15 protein-coding genes are annotated in these 19,537 nt (G+C 73.3%); 7 read left to right on the top strand and 8 right to left on the bottom strand.

Features of this window, described 5'->3' with window-relative positions:
* Positions 1 to 138: 138 nt before the first annotated feature.
* Both F9B16_RS15720 and F9B16_RS15715 read left to right on the top strand, forming a co-directional pair.
* Entirely contained in the window at positions 139 to 1,041 is a 903-nt protein-coding gene (locus F9B16_RS15720; protein WP_151540810.1) for a LysR family transcriptional regulator, read from the top strand.
* A gap of 102 nt (positions 1,042 to 1,143) precedes the next feature.
* A complete protein-coding gene (locus tag F9B16_RS15715) occupies positions 1,144 to 2,754 on the top strand; it encodes a phytoene desaturase family protein (RefSeq protein ID WP_225991660.1) in 1,611 nt (536 codons plus the stop codon).
* 133 nt (positions 2,755 to 2,887) lie between these two features.
* Here F9B16_RS15715 and F9B16_RS15710 read toward each other — a convergent pair whose 3' ends face one another.
* A complete protein-coding gene (locus tag F9B16_RS15710) occupies positions 2,888 to 3,460 on the bottom strand; it encodes a PH domain-containing protein (protein ID WP_151540809.1) in 573 nt (190 codons plus the stop codon).
* Between the two features lie 232 nt (positions 3,461 to 3,692).
* On the bottom strand, positions 3,693 to 4,595 hold the full coding sequence (locus F9B16_RS15705) for an AraC family transcriptional regulator (RefSeq protein ID WP_151540808.1): 903 nt from the start codon (positions 4,593 to 4,595) through the stop codon (positions 3,693 to 3,695).
* Between the two features lie 113 nt (positions 4,596 to 4,708).
* Between F9B16_RS15705 and F9B16_RS15700 the strand changes: the two genes are divergently transcribed.
* Positions 4,709 to 5,119, top strand: coding sequence for a Dabb family protein (locus tag F9B16_RS15700; RefSeq protein ID WP_151540807.1), 411 nt, complete (start codon positions 4,709 to 4,711; stop codon positions 5,117 to 5,119).
* On the opposite strand, the gene F9B16_RS53875 is transcribed toward F9B16_RS15700, so the two are convergent.
* On the bottom strand, positions 5,053 to 6,354 hold the full coding sequence (locus F9B16_RS53875) for a nucleotide disphospho-sugar-binding domain-containing protein (RefSeq protein WP_318839237.1): 1,302 nt from the start codon (positions 6,352 to 6,354) through the stop codon (positions 5,053 to 5,055). The two genes, F9B16_RS15700 and F9B16_RS53875, sit on opposite strands and share 67 nt — an antisense overlap.
* A gap of 60 nt (positions 6,355 to 6,414) precedes the next feature.
* Positions 6,415 to 7,404: a glutathione S-transferase C-terminal domain-containing protein gene (locus F9B16_RS15690; RefSeq protein WP_151540805.1), complete on the bottom strand. Its 990-nt coding sequence runs from the start codon at positions 7,402 to 7,404 to the stop codon at positions 6,415 to 6,417.
* 177 nt (positions 7,405 to 7,581) lie between these two features.
* Between F9B16_RS15690 and F9B16_RS15685 the strand changes: the two genes are divergently transcribed.
* Together F9B16_RS15685 and rfbB are read left to right on the top strand one after the other, a co-directional pair.
* Positions 7,582 to 8,646 (top strand): glucose-1-phosphate thymidylyltransferase, encoded by a 1,065-nt coding sequence (locus F9B16_RS15685; protein WP_151540804.1) that lies wholly within the window; start codon positions 7,582 to 7,584, stop codon positions 8,644 to 8,646.
* Positions 8,643 to 9,608, top strand: a complete 966-nt coding sequence (gene rfbB / locus F9B16_RS15680; RefSeq protein WP_151540803.1) for a dTDP-glucose 4,6-dehydratase — start codon at positions 8,643 to 8,645, stop codon at positions 9,606 to 9,608. Before F9B16_RS15685 ends, rfbB begins: the two co-directional genes overlap by 4 nt.
* On the opposite strand, the gene F9B16_RS15675 is transcribed toward rfbB, so the two are convergent.
* On the bottom strand, positions 9,562 to 10,593 hold the full coding sequence (locus tag F9B16_RS15675; protein ID WP_151540802.1) for a Gfo/Idh/MocA family protein: 1,032 nt from the start codon (positions 10,591 to 10,593) through the stop codon (positions 9,562 to 9,564). The genes rfbB and F9B16_RS15675 overlap by 47 nt on opposite strands.
* A gap of 198 nt (positions 10,594 to 10,791) precedes the next feature.
* Between F9B16_RS15675 and F9B16_RS15670 the strand changes: the two genes are divergently transcribed.
* Positions 10,792 to 12,237, top strand: coding sequence for an NDP-hexose 2,3-dehydratase family protein (locus F9B16_RS15670; RefSeq protein WP_151540801.1), 1,446 nt, complete (start codon positions 10,792 to 10,794; stop codon positions 12,235 to 12,237).
* A gap of 24 nt (positions 12,238 to 12,261) precedes the next feature.
* Here F9B16_RS15670 and F9B16_RS15665 read toward each other — a convergent pair whose 3' ends face one another.
* Positions 12,262 to 14,130: a multicopper oxidase family protein gene (locus F9B16_RS15665; protein WP_151540800.1), complete on the bottom strand. Its 1,869-nt coding sequence runs from the start codon at positions 14,128 to 14,130 to the stop codon at positions 12,262 to 12,264.
* Between the two features lie 250 nt (positions 14,131 to 14,380).
* Between F9B16_RS15665 and F9B16_RS15660 the strand changes: the two genes are divergently transcribed.
* Entirely contained in the window at positions 14,381 to 17,146 is a 2,766-nt protein-coding gene (locus F9B16_RS15660; protein WP_225991659.1) for a helix-turn-helix transcriptional regulator, read from the top strand.
* Here the strand turns inward: F9B16_RS15660 and mhpA are convergent.
* Together mhpA and F9B16_RS15650 are read right to left on the bottom strand one after the other, a co-directional pair.
* Positions 17,130 to 18,728 carry a bifunctional 3-(3-hydroxy-phenyl)propionate/3-hydroxycinnamic acid hydroxylase MhpA gene (mhpA, locus tag F9B16_RS15655; RefSeq protein ID WP_151540798.1) on the bottom strand — a complete coding sequence of 533 codons (1,599 nt, stop codon included), beginning with the start codon at positions 18,726 to 18,728 and terminating at the stop codon, positions 17,130 to 17,132. The genes F9B16_RS15660 and mhpA overlap by 17 nt on opposite strands.
* Entirely contained in the window at positions 18,725 to 19,537 is an 813-nt protein-coding gene (locus F9B16_RS15650) for an arylamine N-acetyltransferase family protein (protein ID WP_151540797.1), read from the bottom strand. Before F9B16_RS15650 ends, mhpA begins: the two co-directional genes overlap by 4 nt.

Below are 19,537 nucleotides of genomic sequence, written 5' to 3'. Positions count from 1 at the left end.
GATCGATCGATCCCGAAGACGGGTACCGCGGCCGGTTGAACCGTCATATGCGCAGGTTAGGGCTTGATGTGCGGCCGAGGGAAAGACCGGTACGGGATAGACTTAGAACGGATCGTTATCAATCGGCGGGGAGGGCGCGTGGCGCCGGACACGGTGAGCCTGCGGTACTTCCTGGTGCTGGCGGAGGAGTTGAACTTCACCCGCGCGGCGGCACGGATCGGTATCGCACAGCCCGCGCTCAGCGCCCGGATGCGCCGATTGGAGGCGGAACTCGGGACGGCCCTGCTGATCCGCAACACGCGTAGCGTCGTCCTGACCGCGGCCGGTGCGGCTTTGGCGGAGTCCGCGCCGCCCGCGCTGGCGGCGCTGGACCGGGCATGGGACACCGCCCGGAGCGCGGCGGCCGGTGAGCTGGGCACGCTGCGCATCGGATACAGCCTCAGCACCGGGGCCGAGACGGTACCGGCCCTGGTGGACAGGCTGATGCGCGGCAACAGCGGACTCGAGGTCGGCGCGGTCCCGATGGCGACCCCGGAGATCACCCCCGCGGTCGCCGACGGCCGCATCGACGCCGGGATCACCCGCGGTGAACAGCCGGGCCGCGGCGTGCGCCGGTTCCCGCTGCGGCGTCAGCGCATCGGGGTCCAGCTGGCGCGGCACCATCCGCTGGCCGAACACCCGGAGATCGAGATCGCCGACGCGGCCGCCTATCCGCTGCGGCTCCCGGACCGTACGGCCAACCCCGTGATCCACGATCAGCTGTCCGCACTGTTCCGGGACGCCCGGCCACACCCCCGATTCCGGACGCCCGCAGTCTCTTTCGACATGTCTCAGCGCGACCTGCGCGACGGGGTCACCCTCGCCCCGTCCGGAGAAGCCGCGGTCACGACACAACCGGCCGGTCTCACCTGGCGACCGCTGCGGGGCGCGCCCGGCCTGACGATCCACCTGGTCCTCCCACGCGAGCAGTCGCCACTACACCGCCGCGTCCGTGCCGTCGCCAAAACCCTGGCGCACGAGCTGCACTGGCTGCCGGACTGACGAACAAGAGGCCAAGCGAGACGGACGCCTCGATCACTGCGCGCCGCCGGGTCGCACGGGTGCCCACATTGTGGGTACCTGTCGCCTATGAAGGAGACACCTATGGAGCAAAGCGGCGGCGCCCCGCCCATAAATGCATTCGACGCCGTCGTCATCGGCAGTGGCATCAACGCCCTCGTCGCCGCCGCGCAGCTCGCGCGCGGCGGCTGGCGCGTGGCGATATGCGAGCGCGAGGACCGGCTCGGCGGCGCCATCCATACCAGCCGCGAGGTCTTCCCCGGCTACACCGTGGAATTGCTGTCGAGCTGGCACCCTCTGTTCCTCGGAGGGGCCGCCTACGCCGCCCTCGCCGACGAACTGGCCCGGCGCGGCGTCGTCTACCGCAACACCCCGAGCCCCACCGGCGTCGCGTGCCGCGATGGGGCGGCCGTCCTTTCGACCGACTCCGACACGCTCACCGCCACCTTGAGCTCCGTCGGTGACGCCGAGACCTGGTCGGCGATGATGGCCGAGTTCGGCGGCAAGATCGACCTGGCGTTCGGCCTGCTCGGCACCGACTTCTGGCGCCCCGGCGCGCTGCGGCTCGGCTGGCGGGCGCTGCGGCGCCTGGGCCGCCGGGGCCTGGTCGCGACCGGCGCGGAAGTCCTCGAACCCGCGCGGCCCTGGCTGGAGCGGACGTTCTCCTCGCCCGTCACCCGCGCGATGCTGGCTCCCTGGGCCCTGCACAGCGGCCTCGGCCCCGACGACGCCGCCTCCGCGTTCATCACCAAGGTCATCGCCGCGGCCGTCGCCACCGGCGGCATGCCCGTCCCCGAAGGCGGCGGCGTCCACCTCGTCGAGGCACTGGCCGCAATCGTCACCGATGCCGGCGGTGAGCTCCTCACCGGTGCCGATGTCACCCGGATTCTCCTGGACCAAGGCCGCGCCACCGGTGTACGGCTCGCGGACGGACGCCTGCTGCGCGCCCGCCGCGCCGTCCTCGCCTCGGTCACCCCTCGCGCCCTCTACGAAGAGCTCCTGAACGGTGCCGCTCCCGCGGATCGTGTTCAGGCGGCCCGAGCCTTCCGGCACGGCCGTGCCGCCATGCAGATCCATCTGGCCCTCAGCGAGCCGCCCCGGTGGAGTGACCCGGTGCTGGAGGACGTCGCTCTCGTACACGTCCTGGACGACCTGGACTCCCTGTCGGGGTCGGTGAACGCCGCCTGGCGCGGTCTGCTGCCCGAACGGCCGACCATCGCCGTCGGCCAGCCCGCCACCATCGACCCGGGCCGCGTCCCCGAGGGAAAGGGTCTGCTGTGGCTCCAACTCCAGGAGCTGCCCCGCCACGTCCGCGGCGACGCAGCCGGCGTCATCGACCCCGGCGACGGCACCTGGACACCACGGCTGCGTGACGCCTACGCCGACAGAATTCTCGACCTCCTCCGTCCCCACATCACCAACCTGGACTCAGCTCTGACCGACCGTCTGGTACTCGGACCCGCCGAACTTGAGGAGATGAACGTCAATCTCGTCGGCGGCGACCCCTACGGCGGCGATTGCCGGATCGACCAGTACGCCCTGTGGCGGCCCCTGTCGTCAGGCACCGGCCACGCGACCGGCGTACCGGACCTGTGGCACATCGGCGCCTCCACCCACCCCGGCCCCGGTCTCGGCGCCGGCTCCGGCTTCCTCGTCGCCGAAAGGCTCCTGCACTCCCGACGCGGCCGCCGCTGATCCCTCAAAGGCAGTTTCCGTTGCTCAAGCGCCCGCCGGATGAGGGCGTCGATGCCGTCGGAGCCCGCCACGTCCTACGCCTCTCACCTGTACGGACGTGGATTTCGGCAGGCAAAGGGCGGTGCGGGGCTTCTCAGATCCGGTTGAGGAGTTCCTTCTTCTTCGCCTCGAACTCCTCCGGCGTGACGATGCCGGCATCGCGGAGTTCGCCGAGCTGGCGAAGAGCGGCGAACGCCTCGTCCTGCGTCATCTGCTGCGGCTGCGCGGGAGCAGGCGCCGCCGGCGCCTGCTGGACGGGCGCGGTCGGCGGGTAGGCGGGCCCGGACGCGAGGCGCTCGCGGATCGTGTCGGCGATGACCTTCCCACCCTGCTTGCCGACGTTGATGATCTCGGCCTTGTTGCCGGACGCGAAGACGGTCATCTTCCCCGTCAGCGGCCCGCTCGACCACTGCACGGACGAGATCTTGTCGAGGGGGAAGTCCTCGGTGGTCTTCGACACCCATCCGTCCTTGACGAACAGCAGCCGCCGGTCCGTGAGGACGACCAGGCCGGTGCCGCCGCCGTAGGTGCCGGACACCATGTGGCGTACGGTCTCGCCCTGCCACAGGTACTCGACCAGCTTGCGGATCTCGCGTTTGGCGCCGAGCTTGTTGTCCATGCGGTCGGCGGCGGATTGGATGTCGGCGCGCAGGGGCTCGTCAGCCATGCGATCTCCTCGTGCGGGGAAGTGCTGATGCGACGTACCGTAGGGCGTACCCACTCCACGCAGCCAGACCGCTGTCACCACCCGGCCACGCACGCATTTGAAGATCACCAGGCCTGGAGCACGCGAGGGCACGAAAATGGCCGCTCCCCGGCGAGTTGGGAAACGGCTGGGCCCCACAATGAGAGTGCGGTCTGTTTTATCGCGTGACGTCGGCGAACCGCCGCTCCTATCGTTATTTTCGGCGGTAGTGGCCGGGGGCGATGGTGAACGCGCGTTTGAAGGCGTTCGCGAAGGCGTATTCGGAGCCGTAGCCGACGCGTTCGGCGACCGCGGCGAGAGGTGCGTCGGAGTCGCGGAGCAGCCGGGCCGCCACGGTCAGGCGCCACCAGGTCAGGTACGCCAGCGGCGGGCGACCGACGAGCGAGGCGAACCGCCGCGCGAACGCCGCCCGTGACAGCCCCGCGCGGGCGGCCAGTTCCGCGACGGTCCATGGCCGGGCGGGGTCGTCGTGGATCGCGTCGAGAGCCGCGCTCACCGCCGGGTCGGCCAGGGCTGCGGCCCATCCGGTGGTCCCGCCGCATGCCGGCTGCTCGTCGAGCCAGGTGCGCAGGACGTAGACGAGCAGCGTGTCCAGAAGCGAGGGCACCACCGCGGCAGTGCCCGGGCGGGGCTCCTGCAGTTCGGCGCCGAGCAGGTCGACCGCGGCGCGGAGGCGGGTGTGGCGGCCGACGCCGGCGGGGATGTGGACGACGCCGGGCAGTTCGTCCAGCAGCGGGTGCCCGCGGTCGGCGTCGAGCCGGTAGGCGCCGCACAGCACCACCGCGCTCGGCCGGACGGAGGCATCCCCATCGGTGGGCTCCTGAGCGTGGGACGGAAGGTCGAGGAACCGCGTGGTCGGGGCGTCGGTCAGGCCGTACTCGCCTCCGTGCGGGAGGAACAGCACGTCGCCGGTGCCGAGGGCGATCGGGTCGGCGTCCGGTGGGACCAGCCAGTAGGAGCCGGCGAGCACGACTTCGAAGCCGGCGGTTCCGGGCGGCAGCCGGAACCGCTGCCCCCAGGGGGCGTGCCGTTCCACGCGGGCGGAACGGGGCTCTCCGGTGCGCATGACGGCGATCACGTCGCTGAGCACGTCCACACGCCGAGGCTAGCCGGAAAGACGATCACGTATGAAAGCGAGACCGTGGCGCATTGGCCGTCTCGCTCCGTCGTCCTACGGTCGTGATCGTCATCATTGAGGGGAGAGACGGAATGATCGTTCTGATGCTGCGTTTCAGCTTCAAGGCGGGCACCACGCCCGAGCGGAAGGAGTCCGTGCTGGCGGCGATGAGGCGCACGTCGCAGGTGGAGTCGACGTCGTTCTCGTTCGTCGGAGCGGACTTGGGCGACCCCGCGGAGGGCTATACGCACGGATACTGCGTCGCGCTGGACGACCTCGACGCGCTCGACCGCTACATGTACGACCCGGTTCATCTCGAAGGCGACTTCGAGATCCTGCCGCACCTGTCGCGGCTCACGCAGGTCCGGCTGTCGGACGACGCCGACCCGGACCTGGACGACCGGATCGTCGCGATGCACCGGAAGAAGCTGGCGACCTATCCCGAATGGGACCGGCTGCTCAGCACGGTCCCCGGCGGCGGTGCCCCGCCCGTGCCCGCCTGACACGCACCGGGCACGACACCGAGTGCCGCGATGTGCTCCAGGGTGCCGACGCATTGGGCCGGTGTCGGCTGGGCCAGCATCTCCTCGCGAAGTCCTGCGGCGGCGTCGCGATAGGCGGTGTCGGTGAGGAGGTCGTGGAGGGCCTCCCGCACCGCGTGCGGGCCGGCCTCGTGGCCGGGCAGGTGGCGGCCCGCGCCGGCGGCTGCGATGCGGCTGCCGGTGGCCGCCTGCTCGGAAGCGAACGTGGTGGTCAGCTGGGGGACGCCCGCCCACAGCGCGGTCATGGCGCTCCCGCTTCCGCCGTGATGGATCACTGCGGAAGCGCCCGGCAGGACGGCCCGCAGGGGCGCGTTCTCGGCGACGCGGACGCCGCCGGGCACCGGGCCGAGGGCGGCCGCGTCCGCGGCGGTGGCCAGGACGATCACGTCGCAGCCGAGGCCGTCCACCGCCCGGAGGATGGCCGGGAGCAGGTAGGAGCCGGGTCCGGCGGTCGAGGTCAGCGCCGTCGACCACGTCACGCAGACGCGCGGGCGGCCGGGCGCGGGCGGCTCGAGCGCCCACGCCGGGACCGGCGCGGTCCCGTTGAAGGGGACGTAGCCGAAGCGCACGCGCTCGGCCGTGGTCGGCGGCGCCAGCGGCGGCGGGCAGGGGTCCAGGACGCGCTCGATCATGTCCAGGTCGAACTCGCCCTGGCCGTGGCGCGGGAAGGACCCGCTGTGGTCGGTCGGGACGATCCGCATGTGCTCGGGTTCGCGGGTGCCGACCGGGCCCCACAGGCACAGCGCCGCCGGCACGCCCGTGACGCGGGCCGCCAGCAGCCCTTCCAGGCTGCCCGGATCGTGCAGGACCAGGTCGGGCCGCCATGCGCGGGCGAACGCGACGGCCGCGTCGAAGCCGCGCGCGGCCCGCTCCGCCAGGACGGGGGCGATGTCGTCCTGGAAGCCGGCGGCGTCGAAGTCGGCGAGATCCCTCAGGGGTTCCCCGGTGAGGGGGTGCGGGGGCGGCCACGGGTAGGGCCGCTTCCCTTCGACGGCCTCCCTGTGGGCCTGCAACCGGAGCCGGGTGATGACCTTCATACCGTCGAGCACGGGCACCGGGAGCAGACCCGTCCGGCCGACCGCCGCCGTCTGGTCGGGCGTGCACAGGACCCGTACCTCGTGGCCCGCCGCCTGCAGCGCCCAGCCGAGAGGGACCATCGCGGAGTAGTGGGTCGCCTGTGAGGACACGGTGAACATGACCCGCACTCGCGGCTCCTCCCTTCGCCCGTCGGGGGTGTCGGGTCCGTTCCGCGCCGCTCAGGCGGTGAGGCGGTGGCGGTCCTGCGGTTCGTCCCAGTCGGCCCGGTGGGGTTCGACGTCGATGCGGGTGACCGCCGGGTCCAGGAACGGGGGGCCGAGGTGGGTGAAGGCGCTGAAGTCGGTGGTGTCGCGGAAGGCGGGAAGCGTGTAGAGGTCGCGGGCGTAGGGCCACAGGTTCGGGAAGTCCACCAGCCGCCGTTCGCTGATCTTGGCGAAGGGGTTGTAGGTGAGGTCGAAGCGCGCCAGCGTCACCCAGAAGCGCACGTCGGACTCGGTGACGGTGTCGCCGAACAGGAAGCGGCGGGTGGCGAGCCGCTCGTCCAGCCGGTCCAGCGCGGAGATCACGCGGCCGCGCAGGTCGGCGTAGGCCTCGTCGGAGGCGGCGCCGGCGACGCGGTAGTTGCCGTCGTTGAAGTTGACGTAGATGTACTCGTTCAGCTCGTCGATGTCGCCGCGCAACTCCTCCGGGTACAGGTGGACGCCGGGGTCGCCGTACGCCTCGAACTGGGTGCCGAGGTCGATGGTGATGTCGAAGAAGTTGTTGCTGACGATCCGGCCCGTCTCGCGGTCCCACAGGACTGGCACCGACACGTGTCCCTCGTAGCCGGGCTCGGTCGCCTCGTAGGCCTCGCGCAGGAACCGGAAGCCGTTGACCGGGTCGGCGCCGCGCTTCTCCCGGAACGCCCAGCCCCGCCCGTCGCGCTCGTCGTCGACGTAAGAGAGCGACACGACGTCCTGCAGCCCCTTCAGGATCCGGACGATCGCGGTGCGGTGCGCCCACGGGCAGCGGTGCGAGACGTACAGGTGGTAGCGCCCCGGCTCGGCCTTGTACCCGCTGGAGCCGTCGGCGGTGATGCGCCCCTGGAACGGGTAGCGCGGCCGGTTCCAGCCGCCGTTCTCCACCTTCAGCGCGGTCGCCCCGTAGACACCGTGCTTGTCCAGGTCCACAGGGTCGGCGTACACGGCACCACCGGTCGTCGCGGTCATCGGACGGGCCTCCAAGGGGTCGAGGGGGAGGAACGGGAGCAGTCGCAGCGAATCACCGGCCCGAACCTGGAGTCAATTGTCCCTACCGTTTAAATGGGGAATCCGCCCGGCCGTCTAGGGGTTCCGGGGCGGACGTCAGGGGCCGGGGCACCGGAGCCTCCCCCGACGATGGGCACCATGAAAGCCCTGGTCCTCTCGGGCGGGTCCGGAACACGGCTGCGCCCCATCACGCACACGTCCGCGAAACAGCTGGTGCCCGTCGGGAACAAGCCGGTCCTCTTCTACGGGCTGGAGGCCATCGCCGAAGCCGGGATCACCGAGGTCGGCATCGTCGTCGGCGAGACGGAAGCCGAGATCCGGCGGGCGGTCGGCGACGGCTCGCGCTTCGGCCTGCGCGTCACCTACCTGCGGCAGGAGGCGCCGCTCGGCCTGGCGCACGGGGTCCTCATCGCGCGCGACTTCCTCGGCGGCGAGGACTTCCTGCTCTTCCTCGGCGACAACTTCATCGTCGGCGGCATCGCCGACATCGTCGCCGGGTTCCGCGCGAACCCGGCCGACGCCCGGCTGCTGCTCACCGAGGTGCCCGACCCGGGCCGCTTCGGCGTCGCCGAGCTCGGGCCGGACGGGCGGATCGTCGGCATCGAGGAGAAGCCGCAGCGCCCGAAGAGCGACCTGGCGCTCGTCGGGGTGTACCTGTTCGGCCCGGCGATCCACCGCGCCGTCCGCGCGATCGCGCCGTCCGCGCGGGGCGAGCTGGAGATCAGCGACGCCGTCCAGTGGCTGCTGGACGCGGGCCTGGACGTGCGGTCGACGGTCATCACGGGGTACTGGAAGGACACCGGGAACGTCGACGACATGCTGGAGGCCAACCGCACCGTCCTGGAGGGGCTGGAGCACGGCGTCGAGGGCGAGGTCGACGGCGCCACCGAGATCATCGGACGGGTGCGCATCGCCTCCGGCGCGATCGTGAAGGGGACCCGCATCGTCGGCCCGGCGATCATCGGCACCGGCGCCCGGATCGTGGACTCCTACATCGGCCCGTTCACCTCCATCGGCGACGGCGTCCGCGTCGAGGACAGCGAGATCGAGTACTCCATCGTGCTGGACGGGTCCACCATCCAGGGCGTGCGGCCCATCGAGGCGTCCCTGGTGGGCCGGGCCGTCGAGGTCACCCCCGCCGCGCGCACACGCGCCGCCCACCGCCTCGTCCTGGGCGACTACAGCCGGGTGCGGATCGCATGACGAGGATCCTGGTCACCGGCGGCGCCGGCTTCATCGGGTCGCACTACGTCCGGCGCCTCCTCGGTCCCGCCGGCCCGGGGGACGTGGCCGTCACCGTGCTGGACGCGCTCACCTACGCGGGCAACCGCGCCAACCTGGCCGCCGTCGAGGACCACCCCGCCTTCCGGTTCGTACACGGCGACATCTGCGACGCCGAGCTCGCGGCCCGGCTGGTCGCCCAGCACGACGAGGTCGTGCACTTCGCGGCCGAGTCCCACGTGGACCGGTCGATCGCGGCGGCCGGGGCGTTCGTGCGCACCAACGTCCTCGGGACGGGCACGCTGCTGGACGCGGCGCTCGGCTCGGGCCTCCGGACGTTCGTGCACGTGTCCACCGACGAGGTGTACGGGTCGGTGGACGCGGGTGCGACGCCGGAGACCGCGCCGCTCAGCCCCAACTCGCCCTACGCGGCGTCCAAGGCCGCCGCCGACCTGCTCGCGCTGTCCTACCACCGCACCCACGGCCTGGACGTGCGGGTGACGCGCTGCTCCAACAACTACGGCCCGTACCACCACCCGGAGAAGATCATCCCGCTGTTCGTGACACGGCTGCTGGACGGGCGGCGCGTCCCGCTGTACGGCGACGGGCTGAACGTGCGGGACTGGCTGCACGTGGACGACCACGCGCGCGCCCTGGAGCTGGTGCGCACCAAGGGGGCGCCGGGCGAGGTCTACAACATCGGAGGCGGGACGTCCCTGACGAACCGGGAGCTCACCGGCCTCCTCCTCGAGGCGACCGGAACGGGCTGGGACAGGGTCGAGCGCGTCCCCGACCGCAAGGGCCACGACCGGCGGTACGCGGTCGACGACACCAGGATCCGCGCGGAGCTGGGCTACGAGCCGCAGACCCCCTTCCCCGAGGGGCTGGCCGCGACCGTCAGCTGGTACCGGGAGAACCGGCACTGGTGGGAACCGCTGGTCTGACCGGCCCGCCCGCGTCGGCGGCGTGCCGGCGCACCCGGTCCACCAGCCGCGCCTGCTCCACCACCGCCTCGCCCTCCAGGACGGAGGGCACGCCGTCGCGGACCCGGTCGACGAAGGACCCGACCGCGCTGGCGAAGTGGTCCTCGGCGGGGAGCGTCAGCTCCTCGACGTGGTCCTGGCGCTCGATCCGCACGACCGGGCGGTGCGCGGCCGACGGTGTGAAGGCCCAGGTCAGCTCGGCCCGTCCCGCGCTCCCCCACAGCGCGTACCGCGACCGGTAGGCGTGCTCGACGCCCCAGGTCAGGTGGGCGGTGCGGCCGGACGGGTCGGCCAGCAGGGCCGCTCCCGCCACGTCCACGCCGCGCGCCTCGTCGACCCGCAGGTGTACGCCGAGCACGTCCAGGGCGGACCCGAGGTGCAGGAGCGCGGCGCGCAGCGGGTAGACGCCGACCTCCGCCAGTGCGCCTCCGCCGAGGCCCGGATCGTAGAGGTTGCGGCCGTCGGCCGACGGCGGGAACGCGAACTCGGCGGTGAGCGTGCGCGGCTCCCCGATGACGCCCTCCGCGACCAGGTCGCGGATCCGGGCGTGCTGGGAGTGGCACAGGAACATGAAGTTCTCCAGCAGCGCCAGCCCGCGCGAGGCGGCGAGCGCGACGAGCGCCTCGGTCTCCACCGCGGACGCCGTGAGCGGCTTCTCCGCCAGCACGTGGCGGCCGGACCGCAGCGCCCGCCCGACCCACTCGGCGTGCAGGTGGACGGGCAGCGGCACGTACACCGCGTCGACGTCCGCGCGGTCCAGCAGCGCCTCGTAGCCGTGCACCGGCTCGCCGCCGAACCGCTCGACGAAGCGCGCCGCCTTGGCCGGGTCCCGGCTGGCGATCGCGGTCAGCCGGACGTCCGGGTGGGCCGCCAGCGCGGGGAGGGCCCGCCGCCAGGCGATGTCCGCACATCCGAGGACGCCGATTCTCAACGGTCCCGAATTCACCGGCACGCCTCTCCTTTTGACGAATTCATCGATTCAGGACGAGGCTAGGCACGCCGTGCGGACGCGTTACCCCTGACATGGCCTTATCGCCCCCGGATGACCCCCCTGAACACCCCCTGTCCATTCTTGTTCGACACCTGGGAATGGAGCGGAATCGGCATATTGGAGTCCTTGCCGCGACCATTTCCAGGAGGAGCGATGTCGGGGATCATCACGGCGTTGACGACCGACCACCGGAGGGCCGTGCGGATCGCCGAGTCGGCCCAGGCGGCCGGCGGGGTGCTGACGGAGGAGCAGGTCCGGGCGTGGTTCGCCGAGCGCCGCCGCAGCGACCTCGCCCGGGTCGACCGGGTGCCGCTGGACCGGCTGGAGCGCTGGGGCACCGACCCCGCCACCGGCGACATCCGCCACGCCAGCGGCCGGTTCTTCACGGTGACGGGCCTGTCGGCCGAGGTCCCCGGCGCGGCGGTCCCCGCGTGGACGCAGCCGATCCTGCTGCAACCCGAGATCGGCATCCTCGGCATCCTCGCCAAGGAGATCGACGGCGTCCTGCATTTCCTCATGCAGGCCAAGAACGAGCCCGGGAACCCCGAGGGAGTGGAGATCTCGCCCACCGTCCAGGCGACGCGGAGCAACTACATGCGCGTGCACCAGGGCAATCCGGTCCCCTATCTCGACTATTTCCGCGACACCCGCCGGCACCGCGTGATCGCCGACGTGCTCCAGTCGGAGCAGGGCGCCTGGTTCTTCCAGAAGCGCAACCGCAACATCATCGTCGAGACCGACGACGAGGTGGAGCCGCTGGACGGCTTCGCGTGGCTGACGCTCGGCCAGCTCCACCGGCTGCTGGCGGACGACACGGTCGTCAACATGGACGCCCGCACGGTGCTGTCGTGCCTGCCGTTCTCGGGCGTCGGCCTGTCGGCGTCCTCGCCGTTCCGCGACCAGGAGTTCCGGCAGTCGGTGCTGCGCTCCTGCAGCGAGGAGTTCGCGGGGCTGCACGGCATCGGCGACATCCTGAGCTGGATCACCGAATCCCGCAGCCGGCACGAGGTGCTGGCGCACCGCGTCCCGTTGCGCGAGGCCGAGCTGTGGCACCGCGGGGAGGACGCGATCGAGCACGAGTCCGGCCTGTTCTTCCGGGTGATCGGGGCCGGTGTGCGGAGCGGGCACCGCGAGGTCTCGCACTGGCACCAGCCGCTGGTGGAGCCGATCGGGATCGGCGTCAACGCGTTCCTGGTGAAGCAGGTGGACGGCGTGCTGCACGCGCTGGTCCACGCCGGTGTCCAGCCCGGCTACCTCGACGTCCTCGAACTCGGCCCGACCGTCCGGTGCACGCCCGGCAACTACGCGTGGCTGCCGGACGCGGCGCGGCCGCCCTTCCTGGACGATGTGCTGTCCGCGCCGCCCGGGCGGGTCCGGTTCTCGAGCGTGCTGTCGGAGGAGGGCGGCCGGTTCTACCACGCCCGCAACCGCTACACGATCATCGAGGTGGACGCCGGGTACGCGACCGACCCGGGCCCCGACCACCGGTGGCTGACCCTCCACCAGCTCGTCGGGCTGCTGCGCCACAGCCACTACGTCAACGTCGAGGCCCGCAGCCTGGTCGCCTGCCTGCACAGCCTGGCGGGCCGGCCGGAGTGACGCCGGGCCGGCCCGCCAGGGCGGTCAGCCGTGGTGGTGGCCGAGGGGCGAGGCGGGCCGGGCCGCCGCCCGCATCTTGGCCGCCATCGCGGTCTGGACCGTCTTGGGCGCCACGACGAACGGGCGCATCATGCCGTGGTCCTCGTGTTCGAGGATGTGGCAGTGGTACACGTAGTTCCCCGTCCCGCCATGGAACCGCCCGGCGACCGCCACGTGCTCGTGCTCGTCCATGCGGATCGTGTCCTTCCACCCCTGCTCGTCGGGCCCGAGGCCCTTCGGAGCGCTGTAGGTGGCGGTGTAGGTGTAGATGTCGTTGGCGGCGTCCGACGTCACGGCGACCGTGTAGGTGTCGCGGGCCAGCGCCTGGAACGACACCAGGTGGATGTGCATCGGGTGGTTCGGCCCGGCGAGGTCGATGAAGTTCCAGACCTCCCAGCCGTCGAGGGAGACGTGGAACGTCACGGCCTCGTCGAAGGTGCTGGCCGCCTTCCGGTAGGTGGTGCTCTTGCCGTCCTTGACGATGGTGACGATGCGGTCGCCCTTCTGCGGGACGTAGCCGGCGGGCGTCTCAGCCAGCTCCCACATCTCGGGGTGGCCGCTGCTCGTGCCGTCATGGGTGGCGGTCGCGACGTACCGCTCCGTGTAACCGGACGGAACCTTCGCGGCGGTCAGCCGGGTGAACGAGGGCGACAGCTTGGCCGGCAGGGTGAACGGGTCGGTCACGGCCGCGCCGCCGACCCGGAACTGCATGACCTCGGGGCCGAGCGGTGAGGTGACGGTGTCGGTGTTGGACAGCCGGAGCCGCGCCCCCTTGAACGCGGAGAAGTCGATCAGGATGTCGGCGCGTTCGGCCGGCGACAGCGTGAGCCGGTCCAGCTTGGCCGGGGCGCCGAGCAGCCCCTGCTCGGTGCCGATCTGGACGAGCGCGCCGGTCACCGGCGTGCTGGTGCCGTCGGTGTTCTCCTTGCTCAGCTCCAGCGTGTAGGTGCGGCCGTTCGCGCCGTTCAGCACGCGGAACCGGTACCAGCGCGGCTCCACGTTCAGGTACGGCCAGATCTTCCCGTTGACGAGGTTGTAGGGGCCGGCGAACGGGAGCGAGACCCGCCGGCCGTTGGTGTCGTAGTAGCCGACCTTGTGCAGCAGCCGCCCGTTGAAGGCGTCGTCGGCGTCGGTGTCGAGGTTGCGGTCCGCGATGATCAGCGGGATCTCGTAGGCGCCGGACGGCAGCCCCAGGGCGCTCTCCTCGGAGTCGCGCACGAGGTAGAGGCCCGAGAGGCCGGCGAACACGTTGAAGGCCGTGATGTCCATCGCGTGGTCGTGGTACCAGAGCGTCGCGGCCCGCTGGGCGTTCGGGTACTCGGCGGCCTGGGCCTGGCCGTAGGAGATCCCGTTCTTGGGCCAGCCGTCGCTGTCGCCGCTGATCTCGCCGCCGTGCAGGTGGGTGACCACCCACGGTTCGAGGTCCGCGACGTCGGGAAGCGGCTCGGCGCCGCCGCGCCCGGGGCTGAGGATCGAGTCGAGCCCGGTGAAGGGGACCTCGACGGCGGTCACCGGGAACTTGCCCTGGATGCGGTTCTGCCAGCTCACCTTGACGCGCCGGCCGCGCCGCACGTCGATGACCGGCCCGGGGAAGGCGCCTTCGTAGCCCCAGACGGGCGTGTCGGGCAGTTGCGAGTGCAGCTTCACGGTGCCGGCGCGCTGTCGGAGGGTCAGCGCGGTGTCGGGCTTCAGCACCGCGGGGATGGGCAGCGGGTCGGCGAACTTGGCGAGGTCGGCGGGAGCCCCGCGGAACACCCGGGAGGCGGCGGCTAACGCGGACAGGTTCGCCTGGACGGTGACGGCCACGCCGATACCGGCGGCCGATCCGGCGATGAACTGACGGCGGCTGGGCATGGGGGGACTCCTCTGCGGGCATGGGCGGCGCAGCCGATCCTTCGCCCGCGCCGGCGTCGGCTCCATCGGCGGACCGGAATTCAGGGGTTCGCACGCCGGACGCTCGGGTTTACGGCGGCCCGGACAGTGGAACAACGTGCGCGTCACGGGTGAACCGGAGCGGGCCGGCCGGCGTCCCACCCCGGGATTCGGTCGTCCGATAGGCGGGCGATTGCCGGGCAGTGGGCGGACGTCTTCGATCATCGGATCCGTGGTCGCACTGGTGGAACGAGACGAACAGATCCAGCAACTCGACAGCCTGCTCGCGGACTGCACGGCGCGCCGCGGCCGGGTCGCGCTCCTCGAGGGGCCGATCGGCACCGGCCGGACCGCGCTGCTGCGCGGGCTCGCCGAACGCGCCGAACGGTCCGGATTCCGGTGTCTGCGCGCCTCCTGCTCCCCGGCCGAACAAGAGCTCCCCTACGGCGTCGCCGGCCAGCTCCTGCGGGACGCGCCCCGGTCGGACGGCCCGGACGACCCGTCCGGCCGCCTCCTGGAACGGCTCGCGGCGGCGGACGGCCCGAACGGCGCCGATCCCGCGTCGCCGCACGCGGTGCGCACACACCACAAGCTCGTGCTGGCCCTGCTCGGGCACGCCGAGCGCGAGCCGCTCCTGATCACCGTGGACGACCTGCGCTACGCCGACGTCCCGTCCCTGCACCTCCTGCTCCACCTGGTCCGGCGGCTGGCGTCGGCGCCCGTCCTGGTCGTGCTCGCCGACGAGCCGGTCCCGCGGCCGCGGCACCTGACGTTCCTGGCGGAGCTGTTCCGCAGGCCGGAGCTGCACCGGCTGCGGGTGGGACCGCTGTCGCCCGCCGGTACCGCCCGCGCGGCTTCGGGGCCGTCCGGCGCCCCGCCGGTCCCGGCTGCGGACCTGCACGCGATCAGCGGCGGCAACCCGCTGCTGCTGGACGCGCTGGCCGAGGACGCCAGGGTCGCGGGCGGCCCCCGCGCGGAGGGGTACGGGCTGGCGTTCCTGGGCTGCCTGCACCGCGGCGATCCCGCGACACCGGCGGTGGCGCGCGCGCTGGCGGTCATGGGCGAGGACGCGGGGCCTGCGGAGCTGTGGCGGCTCGTCTCGCTGAAGCCCGAGGACGGCGAGCGGGCCCTCGGCGCTCTCAACGCGGCCCGGCTGCTGGACGACGGCCGGTACCGCCATCCGGTGGCGCGGGACGCGGTGCTCGACGAGCTGGCCCCGGCGGAGCGGGCCGAACTGCACCGCCGTGCCGCGCGCCTGCTGCACGACCGGGGCGCGGCCGCCACCCGGATCGCCCGGCATCTGGTCCACGCCGACCATGCCCAGGAGCCGTGGGCGGCGGCCGTGCTGTCGGAGGCGGCGGAGCACGCGCTGCTCGACGGCCGGGCCGAGGAGGGGGCGCGCTTCCTGCGCCTCGCGCACCGCGGCCTGTCCGACGAGGGGGAGCGCGCCGCGGTCCGGACGCGTCTCGCCGGCGCGGAGTGGCAGACCGCTCCGGCGTCGGCGGCCCGGCATCTGGCCCCGCTGGTGACCGCGGCCCTCGGCGGCCGGCTCGGCCTCGCCGACGGGCTGGCCCTCGCCGGCCGGCTGCTCTGGTTCGGGCGGGGCGAGGAGGCGGTCCGGGTGCTGGACCGGCTGCGCGCCGACGCCCGCGCCGAGGGCGGCGGCCTGCGGGACGCCGAGGTGTGGCTGGCCTATGCGCACCCGCCGCTCGCCCGCGACCGGCGCACGCCGGTGCTGGCCGCCGAGCGGGCGTTCGCCGTCCCGGTCCTCGGCGGCGATCCGCAGCTGCACGCGGCGGCGATCCTGGCCGACGCGCTCACCCGGCGCCGGAGCCACGCGGTGGCGGGCCGCGCCGAGCAGGTGCTGCGCGACCTCCCGCTGCACCCCCGCAACCCGTGGACGGTCGAGGCGGCCCTGCTCGCCGTGCAGGTGCTGCTGCGCGCGGACCGGCTCGACGCCGCGGCGGCGTGGTGCGAGGCCCCGTCCGGCGAGGCTGCGTCCGGCGAAGGGCGGGACGGCGAGGCCGGGGGCGGCGGCACCCAGGCGGCGTTCTTCGCGGCGGCGCGCGCGGAGGTCGCGCTGCGGACGGGCGACCTGCCGAGCGCGCTGCGGGAGGCGCGGGACGCGCTGGCGCGCCTCAGCCCCAAGTCGTGGGGCGTGGCGATCGGGTACCCGCTGGGCACCTGCGTCCTGGCCGCGACCCGTGCCGGCGAGCACGACGAGGCCGCCAGGTACCTGGCGCTGTCGGTGCCCGAGGCGATGTTCAAGAGCCGCCACGGCCTCTACTACCTGTACGCTAGGGGCCACCACCATCTCGCGTCCGGCCACGCCCACGCGGCCCTCGCCGACTTCCTCAGCTGCGGCGAGCTGATCCGCGGCTGGGGCCTGGACACCGCCGGGCCAGTGCCGTGGCGCACCGACGCCGCCGAGGCGTGGCTGCGGCTCGGCAACCGCGACCAGGCCCGCCGGCTCGTCCGCGAGCAGCTCGCGCGGACCGACGGGCGCGGCCCCGCGCTGCGGGTCCTCGCCGCCGCGAGCCCGGCCGGGCGGCGGCTGCCGCTGCTGACGGAGGCGGTCGACCTCGCCGAGGCGTCGGGCGACCGGTACGAGCAGGCCCGCGTCCTCGCCGACCTCAGCCGCGTCCACGCGGCGGGCAACCGGCGGCGCGCCCGCCTGCTGCTCCGCCAGGCCCTGCATGTCGCGAACATGTGCGGGATGCGGCCGCTCGCCCGGGAGCTGCTGTCGGTGCAGGCCGACCTGGGCGGTGCGGAGGCGATGGCGGACGGGCTGGAGGGCATCGCGTCGCTCACCGACTCCGAACGCCGGGTCGCGTCGCTGGCGGTGGTCGGCAACACCAACCGGGAGATCGCCGCGAAGCTCTACATCACGCCCAGCACTGTCGAGCAGCACCTCACCCGCATCTACCGCAAGCTCGGCATCCGGCGCCGCAAGGAGCTGCCCGCCGACCTGTGGGCGGGGCTCAGGAAGACCGGCTGACCGCGCCGCCCGCGTCGAGGTCCGCGCTCGCGCCAAGGTCCGTGCTCGCGCCGAGCCCGGCGAACAGTTCCTCGACGAGGGCGTTCGCGGCGTTCCGGTCGGCGGCCGTCCCGAACAGGTAGAAGTCGGGGCGGACGAGTGCCGCGACCGCTCCGGCGCGCTCCAGGTACGGCAGGTGTACCCCGTCGAGGTCGGCCGCCGCGTCCAGCCGCACGAACCGCGTGCCGAGCCGTGCCAGGGCCGCGGCGCGGGCGGGGTCGAGCAGCTCGCCGGGCGGTTCGGTGGTGAGCAGCAGGAAGCCGGGGGCGCCGGCGACCTCGTCCAGGAGTCCTTCGCGGCCGCCGATCCGGACGCGGCCCTGCGGGGTGAGCCCGCCCGCCGCGCCGCGCGGGCCGCCGGCGGCGTCCCGGGCGATCAGCCCCCGGGTCAGCGGGTGGACGGCCGACGGCGGGGGCGCGGCGAGGCCCCGCTCCCGGACGCCGATCATGACCGCGTCGCGGTCGCGGGCGGCGGCCGGGTCGGTCTGGCAGATGACGCGGCCGAGGTCGACGGACATGGTGACGGCGTGCCGGACGTGCTCGCGGCGCTCGTCGGTGTAGGTGTCGAGCAGCGCCTCCCCGGCCCGGCCGGTGAGGACGAGGTCCAGCTTCCACGCCAGGTTGGCCGCGTCCCGGAATCCCGAGCACATGCCCTGCCCGGCGAACGGCGGCATCAGGTGGGCCGCGTCGCCCGCGATCAGGATCCGGCCGGCCCGCCACCGGTCGACGTACCGCGCCTGGAAGGTGTAGACGGCGTGCCGCTCCAGCGTCGCGGAGCCCTCGTCGATGCCGAACAGCGCGAGGAGGCGCCACACGTTCTCGGCGCGGCCGAACTCGTCCGGCGGTTCGCCGGGCAGCCGCATGAACTCCCAGCGGCGGTGGCCGGGCCCGGCCGAGACGGCGGTACGCGGCCGCGCCGGGTCGCAGACCTGCAGGTTGTTCGGGACGAAGCGGCGCGGCTCGTGCAGCCGCACGTCGCAGGTCAGCCAGTCGTCGAAGAACCGCAGGTCGGTGGCGGCGGCGTCGAGGGCGTCGCGGACGGTGCCGTTCGCCCCGTCGCAGCCGACGACGTACCGGGCGGTCAGCACGCCGCCCTCGGGGCCGTCGACGGTGACCGCCACCCGGTCCCCCTCGTCGCGCAGGCCAGTCACGCGGTGGCCGCGCAGCACGCGCAGCGTGGGCTGCGCCGCACCGCGCGCGGCCAGGGCGGCCTCGATCCCGGGCTGGTACATCGACAGCGAGTCCGGCCATCCGGACCAGCCGCGCTCGGCCACGTCCACCTCGAACAGCGTCGTGCCCGCCCCGTTCGTCCACACGTAGTCGCGGGACGGTTCGGCGACGGTGCGCAGGGCCTCGCCGATGCCCGCCGCGGCGAGGATGCGGGCGGACTCGCCGTCGAAGGACACCGCCCGCGGCATCGGGTAGGGCTCCGGCCGCCGCTCCACGACGGTGACGCGGTGCCCGCGCGCCGCCAGCAGCGTGGCGGTCACCTGCCCGACGGGCCCGTACCCGACGACGAGGACATCGCTGCCCGCCCCGCTCACCGCCCGCTCCCCGCGCTGGTCCTGGTCGCGGCGGCCGCCGGTGAGCCGAGGATCTCGGCGACGACGCGCTCGTGCTCGGCCGGGTCGGTGAGCACCCGGACGGTCTCGTGGCCGTCGTCCACGGTGAGCAGGCGCTTGCCGATGAGGACGCGCTGGCCCGTGGCGGAGGACCGGCCCCGCACCAGGATCCCGGACCCGGCCAGCGCCCGGGCGAACGCCTCCAGCTCGGCCGACGGGTCCTGCCATTCGGCGAGGTCGCGGGGCTTGTCGCGGAACCGGTACACCGCCTGCCAGATCCCGGACCGGCCGCTGCGCTCGACCACGTGGTAGCCGTCCGCCGGGACGACGCGGAACCGGCTGCCGTGCTGCCGCTGCACCTCGGCGGTGACGCTCAGCGGCTCCAGGTAGGACGGGCCGACGAAGCCCACGTCGACGAGGTACGGCTCGCCGTCCACGCGGGCGTGGTTGAAGACGTGCTCCAGGTCGGGGCCGAACGATCCGTCCATCTGCCGGATGCCGGCGCCGTACACGCCGACGTCGAAGCCCAGTTCCTCCAGCAGGAGGCGGAACAGGCCGTTGAGCTCGTAGCAGACGCCGCCGCGCCCGCCGACGACGATCTCGTCGAACGCGGTGTCCGGGTCGATGTCGACCCCCGCCCACAGCGCGGTGCCCCGGCCCGCGTTGAGCGCGCTGTCGTACGGGAAGGTCCGCAGGTGGCGGTGGTGCAGGAAGCGCAGCGTCTCCAGCGTGGGCGCGGCCGGCCCGCGATGGCCGAGCGCCTCCAGGTAGGTGCCGGCGTCGAAGCCCAT

This window comes from Actinomadura montaniterrae, from assembly GCF_008923365.1.
In the GTDB taxonomy this organism is placed as follows: Bacteria; Actinomycetota; Actinomycetes; order Streptosporangiales; family Streptosporangiaceae; genus Spirillospora; species Spirillospora montaniterrae.
Note: the sequence above shows the minus strand (reverse complement) of the source record. Positions and strands in the feature narration are given on the sequence as shown.

What these genes read in the sequence shown, in the direction of transcription:
- F9B16_RS15715 (WP_225991660.1), top strand. Translation starts at nt 1,144, where the DNA reads ATGGAGCAAAGCGGCGGCGCCCCGCCCATAAATGCATTCGACGCCGTC.
- F9B16_RS15710 (WP_151540809.1), bottom strand. Translation starts at nt 3,460, where the DNA reads ATGGCTGACGAGCCCCTGCGCGCCGACATCCAATCCGCCGCCGACCGC.
- F9B16_RS15700 (WP_151540807.1), top strand. Translation starts at nt 4,709, where the DNA reads ATGATCGTTCTGATGCTGCGTTTCAGCTTCAAGGCGGGCACCACGCCC.
- F9B16_RS53875 (WP_318839237.1), bottom strand. Translation starts at nt 6,354, where the DNA reads ATGTTCACCGTGTCCTCACAGGCGACCCACTACTCCGCGATGGTCCCT.
- F9B16_RS15690 (WP_151540805.1), bottom strand. Translation starts at nt 7,404, where the DNA reads ATGACCGCGACGACCGGTGGTGCCGTGTACGCCGACCCTGTGGACCTG.
- F9B16_RS15685 (WP_151540804.1), top strand. Translation starts at nt 7,582, where the DNA reads ATGAAAGCCCTGGTCCTCTCGGGCGGGTCCGGAACACGGCTGCGCCCC.
- rfbB (WP_151540803.1), top strand. Translation starts at nt 8,643, where the DNA reads ATGACGAGGATCCTGGTCACCGGCGGCGCCGGCTTCATCGGGTCGCAC.
- F9B16_RS15670 (WP_151540801.1), top strand. Translation starts at nt 10,792, where the DNA reads ATGTCGGGGATCATCACGGCGTTGACGACCGACCACCGGAGGGCCGTG.
- F9B16_RS15665 (WP_151540800.1), bottom strand. Translation starts at nt 14,130, where the DNA reads ATGCCCAGCCGCCGTCAGTTCATCGCCGGATCGGCCGCCGGTATCGGC.
- F9B16_RS15650 (WP_151540797.1), bottom strand. Translation starts at nt 19,537, where the DNA reads ATGGGCTTCGACGCCGGCACCTACCTGGAGGCGCTCGGCCATCGCGGG.